Raw genomic sequence first — 21655 nt, 5'->3', positions numbered from 1 at the left:
GTTGATTCCGTTACGGGCGGCGCGGCAATACACGTTTTCGCGTTTCAGGGCCGGCAGGCCCGAGACCGGAACTGCGCCTCTGCCCGCCGCCGGGTGAGTTCTGGGTGTGTTCGGGATGCGCCGTATTACGCTTTGCGCGGCGGCTGTTTCATCTGTGCGGCGATTATAAGCCAGCACAAGACGAGCCCCGAACACGTAAAAAAGACAGCGCTCTGACCATCCACTTTCAGCAGCCAACCGCCGACCACTCCGCCCAGCGCAAGACCGATCGATTGCGTGGTGTTGTACACGCCGGCGGCCGCGCCCTTGCGGGTGCCGGGCGCCAGTTTCGACACCAGCGAAGGCTGCGAGGCCTCAAGAATATTGAAGCCCAAAAAGTACACAAAAAGAATCGCCGCCACACTCAGAATCGTATGCGGAGCGACGCCCAATAACAACTGTCCGATCAGGATAAGACCAATCGCGGACAGCAGCACGATCTTCATTTTGCCGCGCTTTTCGGCGGCGATGATCGCGGGCACCATCATCACGAACGAGAGGCCCATGACCGGCAAATACACTTTCCAGTGCGACGCGACCGGCAGGCCGCCGGCTTCGAGAATGCGCGGCACGACGAGGAACAACGCGGTTTGCGTGGCATGCAGCACCAGCACGCCGAAGTTAAGACGCAGCAGTTCGACGTTGTGCAGCACTTCGGCGAACGGCGCGCGCACGTGCACCGGCTTCGGCGCATCGGGCACGATCCACAGCACCACGCCGATCGCCAGAATCGAGAAGATGCCGACGAGCGTAAACAGCCCGCTCATGCCGACCCAGTGGAACACGATAGGCGCACCGACAATCGCCACCGCGAACGACACGCCGATGCTGCCGCCCACCATCGCCATCGCCTTGGTGCGATGTTCCTCGGCAGTCAGGTCGGCGATAAACGCGATCACCGCCGACGACACCGCGCCCATGCCCTGAATCACCCGCCCGACGATGATCCACGTCATGTCGTGCGCGCCCGCCGCCACGAAGCTGCCGAGCGCGAAAATCAGCAGACCGGTCGCAATGACCGGTTTGCGTCCGACCTTGTCGGAGACCCAGCCATAAAAGATGTACAGCATGGATTGCGTCACGCCGTACGCTCCGAGCGCGATCCCCACCAGCAGCACGTTATCGCCGCCGGGGATGGTCTTCGCGTAGATCGAGAACACCGGCATGATCATGAAGAGACCGAGCATGCGCAGCGCGAAGATCGCGGCAAGCGACACGGTCGCGCGCAGTTCAGGCGCGCTCATGCGTGAGGAGGTGGCAGACGGATTGGACATCGGGAGCGTTCGTTGATTGAGCTGGGCGGCACACCGCGGGCGGACACAGCAGCGGAGCGGCCACGACCGCGCGGCTTACCGCAAGACGGCGGGCTCGCAGCGGCGCGGCGTTCGAGCCGACGGCCTTACTGCATGCCCGCTGGCGCCTCGCGGTGCCTTGCGGTTGCCTTGTACTCGCGGAAAACGGCCCCAGTTAGACCTCTTCCCCGCAGCGCTGGACCGCTGCCTTACAGCTCGCCTCAACGCCTCTTCAGGCTGTCAGGAAGCCGTAACGGCGGTCTTGAAAAGTCGTTATAGTAGCAGGTTTAGCCTCTTCCTCTTTCCGCCAGTTCATGGAATAAATCCGTGGAACAAATCCGTATTCGTGGGGCTCGCACCCACAACCTGAAGAACGTCAATCTCGACCTACCCCGTCACAAGCTCGTCGTCATCACGGGCCTTTCAGGCTCGGGCAAATCGTCGCTGGCGTTCGACACGCTCTATGCGGAAGGACAACGGCGCTACGTCGAAAGTCTCTCCGCCTACGCACGCCAGTTCCTGCAATTGATGGAAAAGCCGGACGTCGATCTGATTGAAGGCCTGTCGCCGGCAATCTCGATCGAACAGAAAGCGACCTCGCACAATCCGCGCTCCACGGTTGGCACCGTCACCGAGATTCACGACTACCTGCGACTCTTGTTCGCGCGGGTCGGCACGCCTTACTGTCCGGATCACGAAATTCCGCTGGAAGCGCAAAGCGTCTCGCAGATGGTCGACGCGGCGCTCGCGCTGCCGGAAGAAACCAAGCTGATGATCCTCGCGCCCGTCGTGGCGAACCGCAAAGGCGAACACGTCGAACTGTTCGAGGAAATGCAGGCGCAAGGCTTTATCCGTTTCCGCGTGCGCTCGGGCGGCGGCACCGCCAATGAAGGCGTGGCGAAGATTTATGAAGTCGACTCGCTGCCGAAACTGAAGAAGAACGACAAGCACACCATCGACGTGGTCGTGGACCGCCTGAAAGTGCGCCCCGACATGAAGCAGCGTCTCGCCGAATCGTTCGAAACGGCACTGCGTCTCGCCGACGGCCGCGCGATCGCGCTCGAAATGGACACGGACAAGGAGCATCTGTTCAGCTCGAAGTTCGCCTGCCCGATCTGCTCGTACTCGCTGCAGGAACTGGAGCCGCGTCTTTTCTCGTTCAACAATCCGATGGGCGCATGCCCGGAATGCGATGGCCTCGGCCAGATCACTTTCTTCGATCCGAAGCGGGTGGTCGCGCATCCTTCGCTGTCGCTCGCGGCGGGCGCGGTGAAGGGCTGGGACCGGCGCAACCAGTTCTACTTCCAGATGCTGCAGAGTCTCGCGGCGTTCTACGAGTTCGACATCGACACAGCGGTCGAAGATTTGCCGGAGAAAGTGCGCAAGATCCTGCTGTTCGGTTCGGGCAAGCAGGAGATCCCGTTCTCGTACATCAACGAACGTGGCCGCACTTCGGTGCGCGAGCATGTATTCGAAGGGATCATCCCGAATCTGGAGCGGCGTTACCGCGAGACCGATTCGGTCGCGGTGCGCGAAGAGCTGGCCAAGTATCAGAACAACCAGCCCTGCCCGGCCTGCGCCGGCACGCGGCTGCGCCGCGAAGCGCGCTTCGTGCGGATCGGCGCGGATGGCGACGCGCGCGGCATCTTCGAAATCAGCGGCTGGCCGCTGCGCGACGCGCTCGGCTATTTCCAGACCCTGCGCCTGGAAGGCTCGAAGCGCGAGATCGCCGACAAGGTGGTCAAGGAAATCGTCGCGCGGCTGATGTTCCTGAATAACGTCGGGCTTGATTACCTGTCGCTCGAACGCAGCGCGGAGACGCTGTCAGGCGGTGAGGCGCAGCGGATTCGCCTCGCGTCGCAGATCGGCTCGGGCCTGACCGGCGTGATGTACGTGCTGGACGAACCGTCCATCGGCCTGCATCAGCGCGATAACGACCGGCTAATCGCCACGCTCAAGCATCTGCGCGACCTCGGCAACTCGGTGATCGTCGTCGAACACGACGAAGACATGATCCGCATGGCCGACTACGTGGTCGACATGGGGCCGGGCGCGGGCGAACACGGCGGCATGGTGATCGCCGAGGGCACGCCCAAGCAGGTGCAGGCGAACGCGGCGTCGATGACCGGGCAGTACATGTCCGGCGCGCGCAACATCGAGTTCCCGGACGAACGCAAGGAGCCCGACGAAAAGCGCCTGCGTATCGTCGAGGCGTATGGCAACAATCTGCAGCATGTGTCGCTGGACTTGCCGGTCGGCTTGCTCACCTGCGTGACCGGCGTGTCCGGCTCGGGCAAGTCCACGCTCATCAACGACACGCTTTACCATGCGGTCGCGCATCACCTGTATGGCTCGGCTACGGAGCCGGCGCCGTACGAATCGATCGAGGGCCTCGAGCACTTCGACAAGGTCATCAACGTCGACCAGTCGCCGATCGGCCGCACGCCGCGCTCGAACCCGGCCACCTACACGGGGCTCTTCACGCCGATCCGCGAACTGTTCGCGGGCGTGCCCGCGGCCAAAGAGCGCGGCTACGAAGCCGGCCGCTTCTCGTTCAACGTGAAGGGCGGACGCTGCGAATCCTGCCAGGGCGACGGCGTACTGAAGGTCGAGATGCACTTCTTGCCGGACGTGTACGTGCCGTGTGACGTCTGTCACGGCAAGCGCTACAACCGCGAAACGCTTGACGTGCAGTACAAAGGCAAGAACATCAGCGAAGTGCTCGACATGACGGTGGAGAACGCCTACGAGTTCTTCAAGCCGGTGCCGGTCGTCGCGCGCAAGCTGAAAACCTTGCTGGACGTGGGTCTAGGCTATATCCGCCTGGGTCAGTCGGCCACCACGCTGTCGGGCGGCGAGGCACAGCGCGTCAAACTATCTTTGGAACTGAGCAAGCGTGACACGGGTCGCACGCTATACATACTTGACGAGCCGACCACCGGCCTACATTTTCATGACATCGCTTTGTTGCTCGAAGTGATTCATCGATTACGCGACCAGGGTAATACCGTCGTGATCATCGAGCATAATCTCGATGTAATTAAGACTGCGGACTGGGTCATCGACCTGGGTCCTGAGGGCGGGGCCGGCGGCGGGCAGATCATTGCCCAGGGCACGCCGGAGCAGGTGGCGAAGTCAAAGGCAAGTTTTACCGGTAAGTACCTGGCGCCTCTGCTGAAACGCGCGGCCAGTAAAAAGTAACGCTGCACAACTCAGGTTGGAGACGGAATAAGCCATGGCCAAGCGGAATCAGGCGCGCGACGACGGGCAAGTGCAGGACCTACGCCCACGCCCGGTCAGGCTGACGAGCGACATGAGCCTGCCGAAGCTGTCGGCGGTCGAAATCGGCAGTTATATCGTGATGCTGTTCGGCATGTGGGCGGTCATCGAACTTCGTCTGCTCGGCGCGTTGCTCGCCGGGCTGCTGGTGTTCCAACTGGTCCACACGATCGCGCCGCGCATCGAGCGCCACATGTCGAGCAAGCGGGCGCGCTGGCTCGCGGTGGTGATCCTGGCTACGGTGATCGTGGGCGCGCTGACGGGGCTCACGCTCGGTATCATCGAGCATTTCGAGAACGACGTGCCGAGCGTGCAGAAGCTGCTCGACCAGGCCATGCAGCTGATCGACCAGGCGCGCGGCCGGATTCCGCAATTTGTCGCCAACTATCTGCCGGTCGACACCGAACAGATGAAGACCAAGGCGGCGGAACTGATGCAGACGCACGCCAACATGCTGCAGCAAAGCGGCAAGACCGCGGCGCGCGCGTTCACGCATATCCTGATCGGCATGATCATCGGCGCGATCATCGCGGTCGGCGCGCAAAAGCATATGCAGCGGTTGCCGCTGTCCACGGCGTTCGTCACACGCGTGACACGTTTCGCCGATGCGTTTCGCCGCATCGTGTTCGCCCAGGTGAAAATTTCCGCGATCAACGCGGTCTTCACCGGTATCTTCCTGCTGGTGGTCCTGCCGATCTTCCACGACACACTGCCGTTGTCGAAGACGCTGGTGCTGGTCACGTTTATCGTCGGCTTGCTGCCGGTGATCGGCAATCTGATCTCGAACACGATCATCGTCGCGGTGGCGCTCTCGGTGAGCTTTCCGGCGGCGGTCATGTCGCTCGTGTTCCTGATCCTGATTCACAAGCTCGAGTACTTCCTGAACGCGCGCATCGTCGGCGGACAGATCGAGGCGCGCGCGTGGGAATTGCTGATCGCCATGCTCATCATGGAAGCCGCGTTCGGTCTTCCCGGCGTGATCGCGGCGCCGATTTTTTATGCGTACATCAAGCGCGAACTGATTTACTTGCGGTTGGTTTGAGGCTGCGGCGAGCGGTCTGGAACGCGGGTCGGCGGGTAAGAAAAAGCGGCACTTTCGGTGCCGCTTTTTTCATGCTCAGAAGTCGATGCGCGCATTCAGTGACAACGTGCGCGGGTCGCCCGGCGTCACATAGTCCGCGTATTGGTACTCCCAGTAGCGGCGATTGAGCAGGTTGTCGATCGCCGCGCGGAACGTCACATCGTAGCCGCCTATGCGCGTCGCATAGCTCGCGCCGAGATTGACCAGCATGTAGCCCGGCGTATCCAGATTGCCGGACGGGCGCACGTTGGTGTTGCCCGTGAACTTCGCGTCGGCGCCGATGCGCAGCCCCGGCACATACGGCACCGAGTACGTCGCATGGCCCGCTACGACGAACTGCGGCGCGCCGGCCACGCGATTGCCGTTATTGGCCGAGCCCTTCTCGTACTTCGTGTTGATCCACATGAGATCGCCACCGACGTTCCAACTTGCGCCCAGACGAACATCGCCGCCGAACTCCACGCCCTGGAAGATCGACTCGCCGTCCTGCGTGTAGACGTTAGCGCTATTCGCGTAGGCCGAGCCGCGCTCGATCCGGAACAGCGCGGCCGTCGCGCTCCAGCGCTCATGCTCGCTCTTGATCCCGACTTCGTACTGCTTGCTGCGCAACGGCTTGAGGAGTTCGCCGCGGTTCGCGTAGGTGTCGCCGACCACGGTGCCTGCTTCCAGCGACTCAACGTAGCTCGTGTAGAGCGTCGTGGTCGGCGCGAGCTTGAACATCAGCGCCACCGTCGGCGTCACGACGCCGTTCTGGCTATAGGTCGAGGTGGTCGCGCCGGTGGTCGAGTAGCCGTGCTGCTCGTAATTCGTGTAGCGCACGCCGCCGAGTACCGACCAGCGCTGCGTCAACTGGATCGTATCGTTCGCGAACAACGCTTTTTGCGTGATGTCGCTGTCGCGGTAGGTCGAGTAGTTCGACGCGCTGTAGAACGTATTGGTGTTCGGCTGGTAGAGGTTGCCGGTGCCGATCTGGCCGAAGAAGCTGTTCGCGCCGTAGTCGTTCGTTTGACGCTGATACGCCGCGCCGATCACGAGATGGTGCTGCAACGGCCCCGTCTTCACGCTGCCTTCCGCCGACACCTGCCACAAGCTCAACTGATGCCCTTCCTTGCCGGCGAAGCGGCTGTCGGTGTAATCGCCGGCGCTGTTCTGCAGATAGTAGGTGCTTTCGTTGCGATCGCGCGAGCTTTTGCTGTAGCTGTAGGTCGCGTTCAGCGTCCAGTCCGGGCTCAGGTTGTACTGCACGCCCGCGGTATAGAGTTGGACGTTCGTGTTCAGATGCTGGTCGGGACCGGAAAGGTTGCTGGTGCCGCCGCTCATCGTATGCGGCAAGACGGTGCCCGGATATTCCGCCGTCGAGATCGCGCCGGTGATACCGCTCGAATGGCGCTCCTGATACAACGCGCCGAACGTGGCCTTGAGGTCTCGCGTGATGCGCGCATCGAGTGCGACCGACACCGAGTCGCGCCGCACGTTGCCGTCGTTATAAGTCTTGCCTTCCTCGTGCGTGGCGTTCAGGCGATAGCCGAACATACCGTTCGGACCGACCCGGCCGCCGAGATCCGCATGCTCGGTCCATACGCCGTCGGTGTAATAGCCGATGTCGACGCTGCGCACGGGCGTCGTCGAGACCGGCGGCTTTTTCGTCACGTAGTTGACCACGCCGCCCGGCGCGCCAAAGCCGTACATGAAACCGGTCAATCCCTTGAGCAATTCCACTTTCTCGAGTTGCTCGTACGGCATCGTGACGCCGTAGCTGTTAAACGGCATGCCGTCGATCTTGAAGCCCGACTGCCAGTCGAGCTGCATGCCGCGCACCGTCAGATACGTGGCCCATGCGTTGTAGGCGTTGCCGTTGTCGGAGACGGAGGCATCGGTGGCGAATACATCGCCGAGCTTGGTTGGCTGGCGATCCTGCAGCTCTTCACTCGTGACCACGGTGGTCGAGAACGGCGTGTCGAGTTGCGATCGTGTGCCGAGCGCGCCGCTGCTCACGTCTTCCTTCAGATGCTTTGCGGTGTCTTGCGCCGCCGTGACCTTGACGGCCGGCAGCGCTTTTTCGCTGTTATCCGTCGACGCTGCCGTGGCCGACGCCTGCTGTGCCCATGCCGCGTGGCTCGATGCCAGCGTCAGACACACCGCCACATGCAGCGGCCGCATCGTCAGTTTTTTCTTCGGCTCTTCTACCCCGTTTCTTACGCTCATCGCCTGATTCCGCAGTTTTTGTTTTTCCCCACCAAATGAGAATGATTCCCATTCGACAATGGCGCGATGATGCCGAAGATTTATGCTAATTGTAAGCTTCGATATGCGACATTTTGTCGCACAGGCTGCAGCCATGTTGGCTGAAACCCTTGCTGAATGGTGCTCTCAGGGCCGCGTGCAAGCAGGCGGCTGTTGTCGAGCCACGCCACATTTACGACAAACTTGCAGCGCGTGGCATGATTCCTTAAGATGCGAACAATTCCCATTTGCACCAAGCCTCTGTCGTGACACCCCTTTCGAAGTCCTGCTCCGTCGCGACGGCTCGCCCATGAGGCGCCAGTTCGTCCGTCTGCACCGCTGGTTCGGTGTCGCCACGGCGCTGTTTCTGTTCGTCGCCGGTCTGACTGGCGCGATCATCGCGTGGGACCATGAGCTCGATGCGGCGCTGAATCCATCTTTCTTCAAAGCCCGCACCGCCGGCCCGGCACTGTCGGGCCTCGAGTTGGCGCGCCGCGTGGAAGCCGCCGATCCGCGTCTCCAGGTGACGTATCTGCCGCTGGCGGCCGAGCCTGGCCATACGCTGCAAATGATGGTGCTGCCGCGGACCAACCCGGCCACGCAGAAGCCCTACCCGCTCGATTTCAATCAGATCGCCGTCGATCCCGCCACCGGCGAGATCCAGGGACGCCGCGAATGGGGCGTCGTCTCGCTCGCGCGGCTCAATCTGATCCCGTTCATCTACAAGCTCCACTACACGCTGCAACTGCCGTTTACGGGCGGCGTCGATATCGGCACGTGGTTGATGGGGATCGTCGGCATCATCTGGCTGTTCGACAGCGTGATCGCGCTGTGGCTCTCGTTTCCGAGCGTCAAGGCGTGGCGCAAGTCGTTCGCGTTCCGCCTCGGGCGCGGCGGCTATGCGCTCACTTTCGATTTGCACCGCTCGGGCGGCGTGTGGATCTGGGGCTTGCTGATGATCGTCGCGCTGACGTCGGTGTCGATGAATCTGTCAGCGCCAGTGGTGCGCCCAATCGTGTCGCTGTTCTCGAAGCTCACGCCGGATCCGATCAACAACCCTGAAATCCTGCGCGCCGCGCAACCCGGCGACAAAGTGTTGAGCCGCGAGCGCATCGTGCAACTGGCCGAGCAGGCCGGCAAGGCGCAAAACCTCAGCGTCGCGCCAGGCGGCATCTACTACGCGGAATTCCTGCATGCGTACGGCGTCGGTTTCTACGCGACCGGCAATGATCACGGCGATCTCGGCCTCGGCAATCCGTGGATGTATTGGGACGCGGCCACCGGCAAGCAACTCGGCGCGCAGATTCCCGGCAAGGGCACGGCGGGCGACATCTTCGTGCAGGTGCAATTCCCTCTGCACTCGGGACGCATCCTCGGTCTCGGCGGACGGATTCTGATCAGCGCAGTCGGCATCGCGGTCGCCGTGCTGAGCGCCACGGGGCTGCTGATCTGGCTGAAGAAGCTGAACGCGCGCCGCCGTTCGGCGCAAAACGCCAATGTGGCGCGCGACGCGGGCCAGTCCGCAGCGCGCTCATAGACTCAAATAAACAAAAAGGCGGCGCCGGGATCATCCGGCCACCGCCTTCTACTGCCCAAGCCTGCTAGCAACGGCTCTCAGCGAAACACCACCGTCTTGCTGCCGTTCAACACGACGCGATGCTCCACGTGCCACTTCACCGCACGCGCCAGCGTCACGCACTCGACATCGCGGCCGATCGCCGTGAGCTGCTCCGGCGTCATGCTGTGGTCCACGCGCTCCACTTCCTGTTCGATGATCGGACCTTCGTCGAGATCCGTCGTCACGTAATGGGCGGTCGCGCCGATCAGCTTCACGCCGCGGTCGAACGCCTGGTAATACGGCTTCGCGCCCTTGAAGCTCGGCAGGAACGAGTGGTGAATGTTGATCGCGCGGCCAGCCAGCGCTTCGCACAGCTTCGGCGACAGAATCTGCATGTAGCGCGCGAGCACCACCAGGTCGGCCTGATGTTCGTCGATCACTTCGAGCACGCGCGCTTCCTGCGCGGCCTTCGCGTCGGGCGTGGCGCCCATCAGCGGGAAATGATGGAACGGAATGTCGTAGCTGGCGGCGAGTTGGTAGAACTCCTTGTGGTTCGAGATGATCGCCGGAATCTCGATACCCAGCTGGCCGGTGCGGTAGCGGAACAGCAGATCGTTCAGGCAATGGCCGATCTTCGACACCATGATCACGACACGCGGCTTCACCGACGCATCGTGCAACTCCCAGCGCATGCCGAACTGCTCGGCGAGCGCCGAGAACGACGTGCGCAGCGCCTCCAGACCCGGATCGCCGCCCACCTGCTGGAAATGCACGCGCATGAAGAACTCGCCGGTGCGGCTGTCGCCGAACTGCGCGGAGTCGAGAATGTTGCTGCCACGCTCGAATAGAAACCCCGACACGGCGTGAACGATGCCGGGCCGGTCGGCGCACGACAGTTTGAGGATAAAGCTGTGATCGGTCGACATGACCTGGGTGACTCCCTTCTTCAATGCGTGGTTTGTTCGGTGTGTCTGGTTCGGTGAAGCGTGTTTCGGCATGGTCGTTGCGCGCGCACCGATGCGGCGCTCAGGCGAATACCGGCGGCACGAACAAGTCCTCGATGCCGGCGCACGCGTCTTCATCGATCCAGCGGCGGCGCAGCAGGCAATCCAGCGTGGCCAGGCTCGCGTCGACGGTCATTGCGCCCTCCTCGATCCAGCGCGCCGCTTCGTCGATGCGCGCGAGCCGGTGTTCACCCACTTCGCCGTCCTGATTGCGCGGCGCGAAATCGGCCGGCAGCGCAAGGTCGTAGATGAAAATCTGTTCGGCCTGCGTGCCTTCCGGCAACGATTGCAGCACATGCGCGGTGCGGCCCGCCACAGAACGCGCGGCGATCTCCTCGGGAATGCCGGCTTCTTCCCAGCATTCCTTGATGATCGTTGCCTCGACGCCGAAGCCCCAGCCGATGCCGCCCGCGACCACGTTGTCGAGCATGCCCGGGTCGGTCGCCTTGGTGTCGCTGCGGCGCGCGATCCACAATTGCGGGGCGCTATCCTCGTATTCTACGACGCCGTTCAGATGCACCGCGTAGGTCATCGTGCCGAAGAAGCGCGACGCCGCGCGTTCGATATACGCAAGCGGCGGCGCGTCGAACGCATTACGGATCGCGTAGGTCTCGTTGCGCCAGCCCGGAATGCGGCCTTCGGCGGCAAGTGCGCCGATCACGGAACCGAGCGCCGCGCTGCGTAAATCCACGGTATTGAACGTGGGCGCGAGCGTCACACGGGCGCGGTCGATCGCGAACACATCGGGCCAGCGCGCGAGCAGCGGCACATCGCTCGCGCGGATCCAGCCGACCTGTTCGGCGTCGATCCAGAACGGCACATGCGCCTGCACGTCGAAGCGGCGCGCGGCGGTGATGCAAGGCAAAGTCATTTAAAGCTCCAAGCTAACTGTCTGCGGTCGCTGCCGATGAGCGCCGAGCGTCTTATCGACCCAATCCAATCAATCACGCAACGCGACGCGAATCCCGATTGCGATGAACGTGGCACCGGCCAGGCGATCAAGCCACACGCCGACGCGCGGCCGGCGCTTCAGCCAACCGCCGATCATCCCCGCGCACACGCCGAACAGCGAAAACACCACCACCGTCTGCAGCATGAACAGCACGCCGAGTTCGAGCATTTGCAGCGTGACGTTTTGCGTGCCGTGCGGCTGCACGAACTGCGGCAGGAATACGACGAAGAACAACGTCACCTTCGGGTTCAGCAGATTGCCGAGCACGCTCTGACGAAACACCGCCATCAACGGCTGCGGCGCGCGTTCGTGCGCGGTCGCGAGACCCTGGCTGCGCAGTGCCTTGATGCCGATCCAGATCAGATACGCGGCGCCGGCAAGTTTGATGACTTCAAAGGCAACCGGCGAGGAGCGCAGCAACGCGGCCACGCCGAGCGCGGCCAACGTCGTGTGAAACGTGATGCCGGCTGCAAAACCGAGCGCGGCGACGAGCCCCGCCGCGCGGCCCTGCGAGATACCGCGCGCGAGCACTTGCAGATTGTCCGGGCCGGGCGCCATGGTGATAGCAATCGAGGTGGCGAGAAACAGCAGGAAGTTGGGCATCGTTCTTACCTTCTTGTGACCGGAAAGTAGTTCATAGCGGCTTGGCTGCGACTGATCAGTGACCGTCGAATCCCGTCACCGTATAGAGTGCGAGGCCGCCCTCGCGCAGCAGCTTCGAGCCGCCGAGTTCGGGCAGATCGATGATCGCCGCGCCTTCCACCACGACCGCGCCGAGGCGCTCGAGCAGAATCTTGCCCGCCATCATCGTGCCACCAGTCGCAATCAGATCGTCGATGATCACGACGCGGTCGCCCGGCCTGCAGGCGTCCTCATGAATTTCGACGGTCGCGGTGCCGTATTCGAGCTCGTACGATTGCGAGACCCGCTTGTAGGGCAGCTTGCCCGCCTTGCGGATCGGAATGAAGCCGAGGTTCAGTTCATACGCGAGAATCGGCCCGATGATGAAACCGCGCGCGTCCAGCCCGGCAATGTAGTCGAGCTTGGCGTCGATATACCGTTGCACGAACAGATCGATCAGGACGCGCAGCGACCTCGGCTCCTGCAGGAGCGGCGTGATATCGCGAAACTGCACGCCGGGCTGCGGCCAGTCGGGTACCGTGCGAATGTGGTTTTTGATGTAATCGGCCGCATCGAGCGGCGCGCTCGCAAGCGCGTTGGACATGATGTCTCCGGATGGACCTCGACAGGTCCGATGAAAAACTCAACTAGCGGCGGCCCGGCAGGCGAACCTTGCCAGGAGCAGGCGTCAGGCCGCGGCGGCGCCCGCGCGCCGATGCTTCGAGAGCCGTTCCTCGGCCTCCGCCAACTGTTCGGGCAGACCGCGCAGCACTACGATGTCGCTCGCGCGCAGCTTGGTGGACGGGTCCGGCTCCACGCCGCGAATGCCGTGCCGGCGAATCGCCGTCACTTCGACACCCAGATCGAACAGACCGAGTTCCGCGAGGGTACGGCCCACCGCGTCCGCACTTTCGTCGACCGGCACCGATTGTAGCCGCACCTGTTCGTGGCCGTCGTCGTCGTCCACGTCGTCGGCGCCGTGGAAATAGCCGCGTAGAAGGGCGTAGCGTTCATCGCGCATTTCCTCGACCCGGCGCACCACGCGCCGCATCGGCACGCCCATCACCACGAGCGTGTGCGAGGCGAGCATCAGACTGCCTTCGACGATTTCCGGAATCACCTCGGTCGCGCCCGCGGCCAGCAGCTTTTCCAGATCGGCGTCGTCGACGGTACGAACGATCACCGGCAGCGTCGGTTCCAGTTCGTGAATGTTGTGCAGCACGCGCAATGCCGACGGCGTATTCGCATACGTGATCGCAATCGTGGCCGCGCGATGGATACCGGCGGCAAGCAGCGACTCGCGCCGCCCGGCATCGCCGAACACGACCGATTCGCCCGCCGCCGCAGCTGCCGCGACACGGTCGGGATCCAGGTCGAGCGCGACATACGACAAGCCCTCGTGCTCCAGCATGCGCGCCAGGTTCTGTCCTGCACGACCGTAACCGCAAATGATCACGTGGCCGCTTTGCTTGAGACTCTGCGTGGCGATACGCGTCATCTGCAACGACTGCATCATCCATTCAGTCGACGACAGCCGCAGCACGATCCGGTCCGCGTTCTGGATCATGAACGGCGCGGCCAGCATCGACAGCAGCATGGCCGCGAGAATCGCCTGCAGCATGGTGGCGTCGACGAGATGCTTGTCGAGAATCAGATTCAGCAGCACGAAGCCAAACTCGCCCGCTTGCGCGAGGCCGATACCGGTGCGCATCGCGACGCCCGGCGACGCACCGAACAGCCGCGAAAGGCCCGTCACCATGACCGCCTTCAGCAGAATCGGCCCGATCAGAAAGCCGAGCACGATCAGCGGATGCTCCCAGATCACCCGCGGATTGAGCAGCATGCCGGTGGTGATGAAGAAGAGCCCGAGCAGCACGTCGCGAAACGGCTTGATGTCCTCTTCCACCTGATGCCGATAAGGCGTCTCGGCGATCAACATGCCGGCGATGAACGCGCCGAGCGCGAGCGACAAGCCGAACTTGTCCGTGATGAACGCGCAACCCAGCGTCACCAGCAACAGATTGAGAATGAACAGTTCCTGCGAACGGCGGCGCGCCACCACGTTGAACCAGCGCGTCATGAAGCGCTGGCCCACGATCAAGAGCAGTGACAGAGCCACGACGATCTTGATGGCCGCCACGCCGAGCGCGCTGACGAGATCTTCGGAGTTGCCGCCCAGCGCAGCGATGACGATGAGCAGCGGCACCACCGCCAGATCCTGAAACAGCAGCACGCCGAAGATATTGCGGCCATGCTCGGTCTCGATCTCGAGCCGCTCCGCCAGCATCTTGCTGACGATCGCCGTCGACGACATGGCAAGCGCGCCGCCCAGCGCCACGCTCGCTTGCCACCTGATGTGCACCCAGCGCTCCAGCACGAAGCCGAGCGTGACCGCCACCGCGATGGTGCCGATCACCTGCAACAGGCCGAGGCCGAACACGAGCCGGCGCATGGAGCGCAGCTTGGCGAGCGAAAACTCCAGCCCGATCGAAAACATCAGGAACACTACGCCGAACTCGGCGAGGTTCTGCGCGCCCGCCGAGTCGGGAATCAGACCGAACGCATGCGGACCGACGACGATGCCCACCGTCAGATAGCCGAGCATCGGCGGAAGATTCAGAAAGCGAAAGACCACCACGCCCGCTACCGATGCCAGCAGCAGGAACAGCGTCATTTCGAGGGGGGAAATCATCGGCAAAAACGCATCGGCAAAGCGTCCTCGTTCGTCAGCGGAACCGCGCACGCGAAACGCCGTGCGACAAGGTTGAGGGGCCGGTAAAGGCAGCGATAGAGGCAGCGGCTTGGCACAGCAGGCCCGGCGCGGCGAACAAGCGCCTTTGCTATACTTCGCGAATGATAGCGAAAATCAATGGCGACCGGGCACTCGCGCTCGCTCGCGACGTGCTCGACATCGAAGCGGACGCCGTGCGCGCGCTTCGCGATCAACTCGACGATGGTTTCGTCGGGGCGGTCGACTTCATCCTGGGTTGCCGTGGGCGCGTGGTCGTTTCCGGCATCGGCAAATCCGGCCATGTGGCCCGCAAGCTCGCGGCCACGCTCGCCAGCACCGGCACGCCGGCGTTCTTCGTGCATCCCGCGGAAGCCAGTCATGGCGACCTCGGCATGGTCACCGCCGACGACGTGTTCCTCGCGCTGTCCAATTCCGGTGAAACCGAAGAACTCGTGGCGATCCTGCCGCTCATCAAGCGGCTCGGCGCGAAGCTGATCGCTATGACGGGCCGTCCGTCTTCGAGTCTCGCACAACTGGCCGACGTGCACCTGAATTCCGGTGTGTCGAAAGAAGCCTGCCCGATGAATCTTGCGCCGACCGCCAGCACCACCGCCGCGCTCGCGCTCGGCGACGCGCTCGCGGTCGCGGTGCTCGACGCGCGTGGCTTCGGCCGCGACGACTTCGCGCGCTCGCATCCGGGCGGCGCGCTCGGCCGGCGCCTGCTCACTTATGTACGCGACGTGATGCGCACCGGCGACCAGGTCCCGAAGGTCACGCCCGACGCCACCGTGCGCGACGCGCTGTTCCAGTTGACCGCCAAGCGCATGGGCATGACCGCGATCGTCGATCACGACGACCGCGTGACCGGCATCTTCACCGACGGCGACCTGCGCCGCGTACTCGAACGCGACGGCGATTTCCGCGAACTGTCGATCGCCTCGGTCATGACCGCCGGCCCGCGCACCATCGGTCCGGATCAACTCGCGGTCGAAGCCGTGGAACTGATGGAGCGCTACCGCATCAATCAGATGCTGGTCGTCGACGAAGCAGGCAAGCTGATCGGCGCACTCAACATGCACGACCTGTTCTCGAAGAAGGTGATCTGATGGCCATCGCTCCTCCCACCGCGACCGAACGCGCAAGCCGCGTCAAGCTGATGATTTTCGACGTCGACGGCGTGTTGACCGACGGCGGTCTGCTGTTCACGGCGGAAGGCGACACGATGAAGGGCTTCAATTCGATGGACGGCCACGGCATGAAGCTGCTGCGCCAGGCCGGCATCGAAACGGCGATCATCACCGGGCGCAAGTCGGGCATCGTGGCGGCGCGGGCGAAGGAAATGAACATCACGCACGTCTATCAGGGCGTGCAGGACAAACCTCAGGCGTTCGCGGACCTGTTGCAGCAAACCGGCATGACGGCCGAAGAGTGCGGCTACATGGGCGACGACTGGGTCGATCTCGGCGTGATGCTGAAAGTCGGCTTCGCGGCGGCGCCGGCCAATTCACATCCTGAAGTGATCGCGCGGGCCCACTGGGTCAGCGAGGCGCGCGGCGGCCACGGCGCGGCGCGCGAAGTCTGCGACACCCTGCTGCGCGCGCAGCACAAGTACGACGCGCTGCTCGCGGCCGCCTGTAGCGGCGAACAGCGGGGCCTCGTCGGATGAATCAGTTTCGCCTGACTTCACTGATTCCGTTGGTCGCCATGGCGGCGCTCGCCGGTATCACATGGTGGCTGCTGCAAGCCACCCTGCCCCGGCAGAACGAAGGCGTGGTGCGTCCCAAGGAGCACACGCCGGACTACTTCGCCGACAACTTCTCGGTTTCCGAACTCGACCAGTCGGGCTCCACGCAATACCGGCTGACCGCCCAGTCGCTGATCCATTACGAAGACGACGAGCTGAGCGACCTGGTCAAACCGGCCATGCGCGCGTTCCAGCCCGGCAAGCCTATCGTCACCGCAACCGGCGACACCGGCAAGGTGAACGGCGACGCGTCGATCGTCGATCTGTACGACAACGCGCGCATCGTGCGGGCGCCCGGCTACGGAGATCCGCAGATGCAAGCGGATTCGCAGCATTTTAGGGTGCTGGTCAACGACGATGTGATCGAGACAGAAAAGCCGGTTAAACTTCAGCGCGGCATGTCGGTGATGACTGCCAGCGGCATGAACTACAACAACGTCACCCGGGTGATGCAGCTGTTCGGTAACGTGAAAGGCAACATCGCCCCGTCCGAAGCAGGTGGCAGTTCGCCCAAGCAACCCGGGTAATCCATTCCAGGCGTGACTGCATGAACGAATCGTTCCCCCGTTTTGATACCGGCCGCACGCGCACCCTGTCCGCGTGCCGCGCCGGACTCGCTGCGCTGATCGTCGCGTTGCCGCTCGCCGGCTTCGCGCCGCTCGCGCACGCCGATCGTGCCGACAAGGACAAGCCGCTGAACATTGAAGCGGACAACATGACTTACGACGACCTCAAGCAGGTCAACATCTTTACCGGCCATGTGGTCGCCACCAAAGGCACGATCGTGATCAAGGCCGACCGTGTCGAAGTGACGCAAGACCCGCAGGGCTATCAGTACGCCACCGGCACCTCGAGCGGCGGCAATCTGTCGTATTTCCGCCAGAAACGCGAAGGGCTCGACGAATACATCGAAGGCACGGCCATCCGGATCGACTACGACGGCAAGCAGGATCTGACCACACTCACCACCAATGCCACCGTGAAGCGCCTGCAAGGCCTCTCCACGGTGATGGACCAGGTGCACGGCAGCGTCATTACGTATGACGGCCAGAACGACTTCTACACCGCGAAGGCAGGCAAGGACGTCGCCGGCCCGGGCAACCCGACTGGCCGCGTGCGCGCCATGCTGTCGCCGCGCAACGGCGGCGCCGCGCCGCTGAACGGCGCATCGGCCACGCTCGCGCCGTCCACGACGATTCCCGGAGCGCCGAACCAGTGAGCACCTCAGCGTCCCTCCCCAATCGCAAGCCGGCCGGCACCAGCAGTTCGCTGGCGGTGCGCAACCTGAAAAAGCGTTACGGTTCGCGCACGGTCGTCAAAGACGTGTCGCTCGACGTGAAAAGCGGCGAAGTGGTCGGTCTGCTCGGCCCCAACGGCGCGGGCAAGACCACCTCGTTCTATATGATCGTCGGCCTCGTGCCGCTCGACGCGGGTGAAATCGACCTGGACGGCAAGTCGATCAGCCTGCTGCCGATCCACAAGCGCGCTTCGCTGGGTTTGTCGTATCTGCCGCAGGAAGCTTCGGTGTTCCGCAAGCTCAGCGTCGAAGAAAACATTCGTGCGGTACTGGAATTGCAGCACGAAGACAACGGCAAGCGGCTCAGCAAGGACACCATCACGAGCCGCACGGAAGCCCTGCTCGACGAACTGCAGATTGCGCACTTGCGTGAGAATCCGGCGCTGTCGCTGTCGGGCGGCGAGCGCCGCCGGGTTGAAATCGCCCGGGCGTTGGCAACCAATCCGAGCTTTATTCTGCTCGACGAACCGTTCGCCGGCGTCGATCCGATCGCCGTGCTGGAAATTCAGAAGATCGTTAAATTTCTGAAGCAGCGCAATATCGGCGTGCTGATCACCGATCACAACGTGCGTGAAACGCTCGGCATCTGCGATCACGCCTACATCATCAGCGACGGCAGCGTGCTGGCCGCCGGCGCGCCGAGCGAAATCATCGAAAACGAAAGCGTGCGGCGCGTCTATCTGGGCGAGCATTTCCGCATGTAAGCGCATGAGGGATTACCGGCAGTGCAAGCACGCACCCGCCGGCCCCTATGCGGCAACTGCACACCCGGTTTTTTGACCTGGGCCGTCTCGCGCCCATCGCCGCCTAAAACAGGCGCACGCGTAATTGCGAATGTCGCAAGGTATCGCGGTCGTGGCAAACTCTCTACAATGAATCTCAACTTGCCATGAAAGCCAGCCTCCAACTCCGCCTATCGCAGCATCTTGCGCTGACGCCGCAACTGCAGCAGTCCATCCGGCTGCTTCAGTTGTCTACGCTCGAATTGCAGCAGGAAGTCGCAATGGCGATCTCGCAAAATCCGCTCCTCGAAAACGAGGACGACTGGATCGCGAGCCCGTTGCGCGTGGCGGCCGACGGCTCGCTGATCGCCCAGGCGCCCAATTCTTCCGCGCCGCCCGACCAGATGGGCGGCAATACGTCGTCCTCGTCCAGCAGCAGCAACGAGCGCGCCGAGAACGGCGAGCCGCAGGGCGTGGACGAATACAACGGCATGGCCGGCGACGGTAACGGCGACGCGTCGCAATGGAATCTCGACGATTACGGCCGCTCGGGCAATGCCTCGGACGACGACGACCTGCCGCCGCTGCAAATCCACGAATCGAGCACCTCGCTGCGCGACCACCTGATGGCGCAATTGCGCGTCACCCAGGCGGGCCAGCGCGACCGGGCGCTGATCACCTTCCTGATCGAATCGCTCGACGACGACGGCTACCTGGCCGCCACGCTCGAAGAAGTGCTGGCCGATCTGCCCGAAGAGCTCGAAGTCGACCTCGACGAAATGAACGCCGCGCTGGCGCTGCTGCATAGCTTCGACCCGGCCGGGGTCGGCGCGCGCTCCGCGTCGGAATGTCTCAAGCTGCAATTGTTGCGGCTCGACGGATCGCCTACGCGCACGCTCGCCCTCGACATCGTCGCCCACCATCTGGAACTGCTCGCAGCGCGCGATTTCACGCGTCTGCGCAAGCATCTGAAGGCAAACGACGACGATCTGCGCGATGCTCATGTGCTGATCCGCTCGCTCGAACCGTTTCCGGGCGCCGCCTACGGCAAGGCCGAAGCGGACTACGTCGTGCCGGACATCATGGTGCGCAAAACGGCACAGGGCTGGCAGGCCGAACTGAACCCGGAAGTGGTGCCGAAGCTGCGGATTAACCATCTGTACGCGAATATTCTGCGCAATAACCGGGGCGATCCGGGCAGTGGTTCGTTGCGCCAGCAACTGCAGGAAGCGCGCTGGCTGATCAAAAATATCCAGCAACGTTTCGAGACGATTCTGCGCGTGGCGCAGGCAATTGTGGAACGCCAGAAGAGCTTTTTTGTCCACGGCGAAATTGCCATGCGCCCCTTGGTTTTGCGGGAAATTGCTGATACGCTGGGCCTACACGAGTCAACTGTCTCGCGTGTGACAACCGGTAAATACATGCTGACCCCATTCGGGACGCTTGAATTTAAGTACTTCTTCGGATCACACGTTTCGACTGACACGGGCGGCGCGGCGTCTTCAACGGCGATCCGTGCGCTCATCAAGCAACTGATAGGAGCGGAAAACCCGAAATCTCCTCTTTCAGACAGTCGCATAGCCGAACTGCTGGCGGAACAGGGCTTCGTGGTCGCACGGCGTACCGTTGCGAAGTATCGCGAAGCGCTCAAGATCCCGGCAGTCAACCTGCGCAAGTCTCTGTAGCCCGTCGCCTTCCGTGGCGGGCATTTACCGGCCGCTCCGCAGTTGGCGGAAAGGCCGGCCGATGCGACCTGCCAGAAGTCAGTCACCGGGGGGCGACTCAGGCAAGCCGACAGATCGACCGGACCTTCGTCATCGTGCGGACCAAGCGGCCATTAGCTTGGAGAAGCACTATGAATCTGCAGATCAGTGGACACCACCTCGAAGTAACGCCTGCGTTGCGCGAATACGTGATCACCAAACTGGATAGGGTGCTAAGACATTTCGATCAGGTAATCGACGGCAGTGTGGTCCTCTCGGTCGACAACCACAAGGAAAAGGAAAAGCGTCAAAAGGTTGAAATCAACCTGCATCTCAAGGGCAAGGACATCTTTGTCGAGAGCTGTGACAGCGACCTGTACGCTGCGATCGATCTGATGATCGACAAGCTTGACCGGCAAGTCATCCGCCATAAGGACCGCCTGCAAGGCCATGCGCATGAGGCGATCAAGTATCAACCGGCGCCGCAACTAGATGTGCCGCCGCAATAGGGGAAATTAGAGGGTTTTCTTCGATAGATCTTCGTTTTCTCTTACCAGCGAAACCGCCCGGAACCGGGCGGTTTTTTGTTTCCGGACACCGCTTCTCGCGCGGCGTCGCAGCAAGTGCCGGCGCTTCAAATGAACTCAATACGCATTGATGGCGCGCCGCACCATCCGTGGCTACCCTGTTCTATAATGTTCCGGTTACCATCGGGGTCAGGTAAGCTCAAGCGGAAATCGGTCGACCGGAGTCCTGCGCTTTCGGACTCCAACGCACGTCGCCGCGAGCATCAAACGAATGGAACGCCACTCAAACGCCCCAGCGAGGAGAACCCAGGCCACGTTTCCGCCTGTCAACATGAATCGTTTAGCCAAATTTCTTCCCCTCGAGAACGTCGTCGTCGGACTATCGGTCACCAGCAAGAAACGCGTGTTCGAGCAAGCGGGCCTGATCTTCGAGAACCAGAACGGCATCGCCCGTAGCACGGTCACTGACAATCTGTTCGCGCGCGAGCGCCTCGGATCGACTGGCCTTGGTGAAGGCGTGGCGATTCCGCATGGCCGGATCAAAGGCTTGAAGCAGCCGCTCGCCGCGTTCGTCCGTCTTGCCGAACCCATCCCCTTCGAATCGCCCGACGGTCAGCCGGTCTCGCTGCTCATCTTCCTGCTCGTGCCCGAACAGGCCACTCAACAACACCTCGAAATCCTTTCGGAAATCGCCCAGTTGCTGTCCGATCGCGAAGCCCGCGAGCGCCTGCATACGGAAGAAGACCGCGAATCATTGCATCGCCTGCTCACTCAGTGGCAACCTTGATGCATCGGCGGTTATCCGCACGCCGGTGATCCGCCCACGTGCGGATACAGCCTGGCAAGGTAAGCGGCCCGCGCTAGCGCGGCCGTTGCTTTGTC

18 protein-coding genes are annotated in these 21655 nt (G+C 62.7%); 11 read left to right on the top strand and 7 right to left on the bottom strand.

Translation table 11 applies throughout. The annotated features are described in order from the left end of the window. Positions 1–125: 125 nt before the first annotated feature. A complete protein-coding gene (locus P0D80_RS12650) occupies positions 126–1313 on the bottom strand; it encodes an MFS transporter (RefSeq protein WP_408284196.1) in 1188 nt (395 codons plus the stop codon). A 345-nt stretch (positions 1314–1658) separates the two neighbouring features. Here P0D80_RS12650 and uvrA point away from each other — a divergent pair, with 345 nt between their 5' ends. Both uvrA and P0D80_RS12640 read left to right on the top strand, forming a co-directional pair. Further along, positions 1659–4532 carry an excinuclease ABC subunit UvrA gene (gene uvrA / locus P0D80_RS12645; protein WP_408178287.1) on the top strand — a complete coding sequence of 958 codons (2874 nt, stop codon included), beginning with the start codon at positions 1659–1661 and terminating at the stop codon, positions 4530–4532. Positions 4533–4566: 34 nt separating this feature from the next. Continuing rightward, positions 4567–5652, top strand: coding sequence for an AI-2E family transporter (locus P0D80_RS12640; protein WP_408178286.1), 1086 nt, complete (start codon positions 4567–4569; stop codon positions 5650–5652). A gap of 75 nt (positions 5653–5727) precedes the next feature. On the opposite strand, the gene P0D80_RS12635 is transcribed toward P0D80_RS12640, so the two are convergent. Then, positions 5728–7896: a TonB-dependent siderophore receptor gene (locus P0D80_RS12635; RefSeq protein ID WP_408178285.1), complete on the bottom strand. Its 2169-nt coding sequence runs from the start codon at positions 7894–7896 to the stop codon at positions 5728–5730. Between the two features lie 328 nt (positions 7897–8224). Here P0D80_RS12635 and P0D80_RS12630 point away from each other — a divergent pair, with 328 nt between their 5' ends. Continuing rightward, complete coding sequence (locus P0D80_RS12630; RefSeq protein ID WP_408178284.1) at positions 8225–9451, top strand: PepSY-associated TM helix domain-containing protein; 1227 nt, start codon at positions 8225–8227, stop codon at positions 9449–9451. A gap of 77 nt (positions 9452–9528) precedes the next feature. On the opposite strand, the gene purU is transcribed toward P0D80_RS12630, so the two are convergent. The 5 genes from purU to P0D80_RS12605 all read right to left on the bottom strand — a co-directional run bounded on the left by purU (position 9529) and on the right by P0D80_RS12605 (position 14741). Further along, the gene (gene purU / locus P0D80_RS12625) at positions 9529–10398 is read right to left on the bottom strand and encodes a formyltetrahydrofolate deformylase (RefSeq protein ID WP_132376108.1); all 870 of its coding nucleotides are present in this window, start codon (positions 10396–10398) and stop codon (positions 9529–9531) included. 100 nt (positions 10399–10498) lie between these two features. After that, positions 10499–11347 carry an NUDIX hydrolase gene (locus tag P0D80_RS12620; protein WP_408178283.1) on the bottom strand — a complete coding sequence of 283 codons (849 nt, stop codon included), beginning with the start codon at positions 11345–11347 and terminating at the stop codon, positions 10499–10501. A gap of 69 nt (positions 11348–11416) precedes the next feature. Then, positions 11417–12031 carry a LysE family translocator gene (locus tag P0D80_RS12615; protein ID WP_408178282.1) on the bottom strand — a complete coding sequence of 205 codons (615 nt, stop codon included), beginning with the start codon at positions 12029–12031 and terminating at the stop codon, positions 11417–11419. Between the two features lie 55 nt (positions 12032–12086). Further along, positions 12087–12653 (bottom strand): adenine phosphoribosyltransferase, encoded by a 567-nt coding sequence (locus P0D80_RS12610; RefSeq protein ID WP_408178281.1) that lies wholly within the window; start codon positions 12651–12653, stop codon positions 12087–12089. 84 nt (positions 12654–12737) lie between these two features. Continuing rightward, positions 12738–14741 (bottom strand): monovalent cation:proton antiporter family protein, encoded by a 2004-nt coding sequence (locus tag P0D80_RS12605; protein ID WP_132376112.1) that lies wholly within the window; start codon positions 14739–14741, stop codon positions 12738–12740. A 161-nt stretch (positions 14742–14902) separates the two neighbouring features. Here P0D80_RS12605 and kdsD point away from each other — a divergent pair, with 161 nt between their 5' ends. The 8 genes from kdsD (at position 14903) to P0D80_RS12565 (ending at position 21560) form a co-directional block, all read left to right on the top strand. Continuing rightward, positions 14903–15886 carry an arabinose 5-phosphate isomerase KdsD gene (gene kdsD, locus P0D80_RS12600; protein WP_132376113.1) on the top strand — a complete coding sequence of 328 codons (984 nt, stop codon included), beginning with the start codon at positions 14903–14905 and terminating at the stop codon, positions 15884–15886. Beyond that, the gene (locus tag P0D80_RS12595) at positions 15886–16446 is read left to right on the top strand and encodes a KdsC family phosphatase (RefSeq protein WP_408284189.1); all 561 of its coding nucleotides are present in this window, start codon (positions 15886–15888) and stop codon (positions 16444–16446) included. Before kdsD ends, P0D80_RS12595 begins: the two co-directional genes overlap by 1 nt. Then, the gene (gene lptC / locus P0D80_RS12590; RefSeq protein ID WP_012431662.1) at positions 16443–17051 is read left to right on the top strand and encodes an LPS export ABC transporter periplasmic protein LptC; all 609 of its coding nucleotides are present in this window, start codon (positions 16443–16445) and stop codon (positions 17049–17051) included. Before P0D80_RS12595 ends, lptC begins: the two co-directional genes overlap by 4 nt. A 20-nt stretch (positions 17052–17071) precedes the next feature. Further along, complete coding sequence (lptA, locus tag P0D80_RS12585; RefSeq protein WP_132376115.1) at positions 17072–17743, top strand: lipopolysaccharide transport periplasmic protein LptA; 672 nt, start codon at positions 17072–17074, stop codon at positions 17741–17743. Next, positions 17740–18525, top strand: a complete 786-nt coding sequence (gene lptB, locus P0D80_RS12580) for an LPS export ABC transporter ATP-binding protein (protein WP_132376116.1) — start codon at positions 17740–17742, stop codon at positions 18523–18525. Before lptA ends, lptB begins: the two co-directional genes overlap by 4 nt. Positions 18526–18710: 185 nt before the next feature. Beyond that, positions 18711–20228 carry an RNA polymerase factor sigma-54 gene (locus tag P0D80_RS12575; protein ID WP_132376117.1) on the top strand — a complete coding sequence of 506 codons (1518 nt, stop codon included), beginning with the start codon at positions 18711–18713 and terminating at the stop codon, positions 20226–20228. Positions 20229–20398: 170 nt separating this feature from the next. After that, on the top strand, positions 20399–20755 hold the full coding sequence (gene hpf / locus P0D80_RS12570; RefSeq protein WP_106282113.1) for a ribosome hibernation-promoting factor, HPF/YfiA family: 357 nt from the start codon (positions 20399–20401) through the stop codon (positions 20753–20755). A 289-nt stretch (positions 20756–21044) separates the two neighbouring features. Continuing rightward, a complete protein-coding gene (locus P0D80_RS12565) occupies positions 21045–21560 on the top strand; it encodes a PTS sugar transporter subunit IIA (protein ID WP_132376118.1) in 516 nt (171 codons plus the stop codon). Positions 21561–21655: the final 95 nt, after the last annotated feature.

Origin of the sequence: Paraburkholderia sp. RL17-373-BIF-A, assembly GCF_046030175.1 — a bacterium.
Lineage (GTDB): Bacteria > Pseudomonadota > Gammaproteobacteria > Burkholderiales > Burkholderiaceae > Paraburkholderia.
The sequence above is the reverse complement of the archived record's forward strand: the minus strand, read 5'-3'. Positions and strand labels throughout refer to the sequence as shown.

Coding starts and splice junctions, on each gene's coding strand:
- P0D80_RS12650 (WP_408284196.1), bottom strand. CDS start 1,313: ATGTCCAATCCGTCTGCCACCTCCTCACGCATGAGCGCGCCTGAACTG.
- P0D80_RS12640 (WP_408178286.1), top strand. CDS start 4,567: ATGGCCAAGCGGAATCAGGCGCGCGACGACGGGCAAGTGCAGGACCTA.
- P0D80_RS12635 (WP_408178285.1), bottom strand. CDS start 7,896: ATGAGCGTAAGAAACGGGGTAGAAGAGCCGAAGAAAAAACTGACGATG.
- P0D80_RS12630 (WP_408178284.1), top strand. CDS start 8,225: ATGAGGCGCCAGTTCGTCCGTCTGCACCGCTGGTTCGGTGTCGCCACG.
- purU (WP_132376108.1), bottom strand. CDS start 10,398: ATGTCGACCGATCACAGCTTTATCCTCAAACTGTCGTGCGCCGACCGG.
- P0D80_RS12620 (WP_408178283.1), bottom strand. CDS start 11,347: ATGACTTTGCCTTGCATCACCGCCGCGCGCCGCTTCGACGTGCAGGCG.
- P0D80_RS12615 (WP_408178282.1), bottom strand. CDS start 12,031: ATGCCCAACTTCCTGCTGTTTCTCGCCACCTCGATTGCTATCACCATG.
- P0D80_RS12610 (WP_408178281.1), bottom strand. CDS start 12,653: ATGTCCAACGCGCTTGCGAGCGCGCCGCTCGATGCGGCCGATTACATC.
- P0D80_RS12605 (WP_132376112.1), bottom strand. CDS start 14,741: ATGATTTCCCCCCTCGAAATGACGCTGTTCCTGCTGCTGGCATCGGTA.
- kdsD (WP_132376113.1), top strand. CDS start 14,903: ATGATAGCGAAAATCAATGGCGACCGGGCACTCGCGCTCGCTCGCGAC.
- P0D80_RS12595 (WP_408284189.1), top strand. CDS start 15,886: ATGGCCATCGCTCCTCCCACCGCGACCGAACGCGCAAGCCGCGTCAAG.
- lptC (WP_012431662.1), top strand. CDS start 16,443: ATGAATCAGTTTCGCCTGACTTCACTGATTCCGTTGGTCGCCATGGCG.
- lptA (WP_132376115.1), top strand. CDS start 17,072: ATGAACGAATCGTTCCCCCGTTTTGATACCGGCCGCACGCGCACCCTG.
- P0D80_RS12575 (WP_132376117.1), top strand. CDS start 18,711: ATGAAAGCCAGCCTCCAACTCCGCCTATCGCAGCATCTTGCGCTGACG.
- hpf (WP_106282113.1), top strand. CDS start 20,399: ATGAATCTGCAGATCAGTGGACACCACCTCGAAGTAACGCCTGCGTTG.
- P0D80_RS12565 (WP_132376118.1), top strand. CDS start 21,045: ATGGAACGCCACTCAAACGCCCCAGCGAGGAGAACCCAGGCCACGTTT.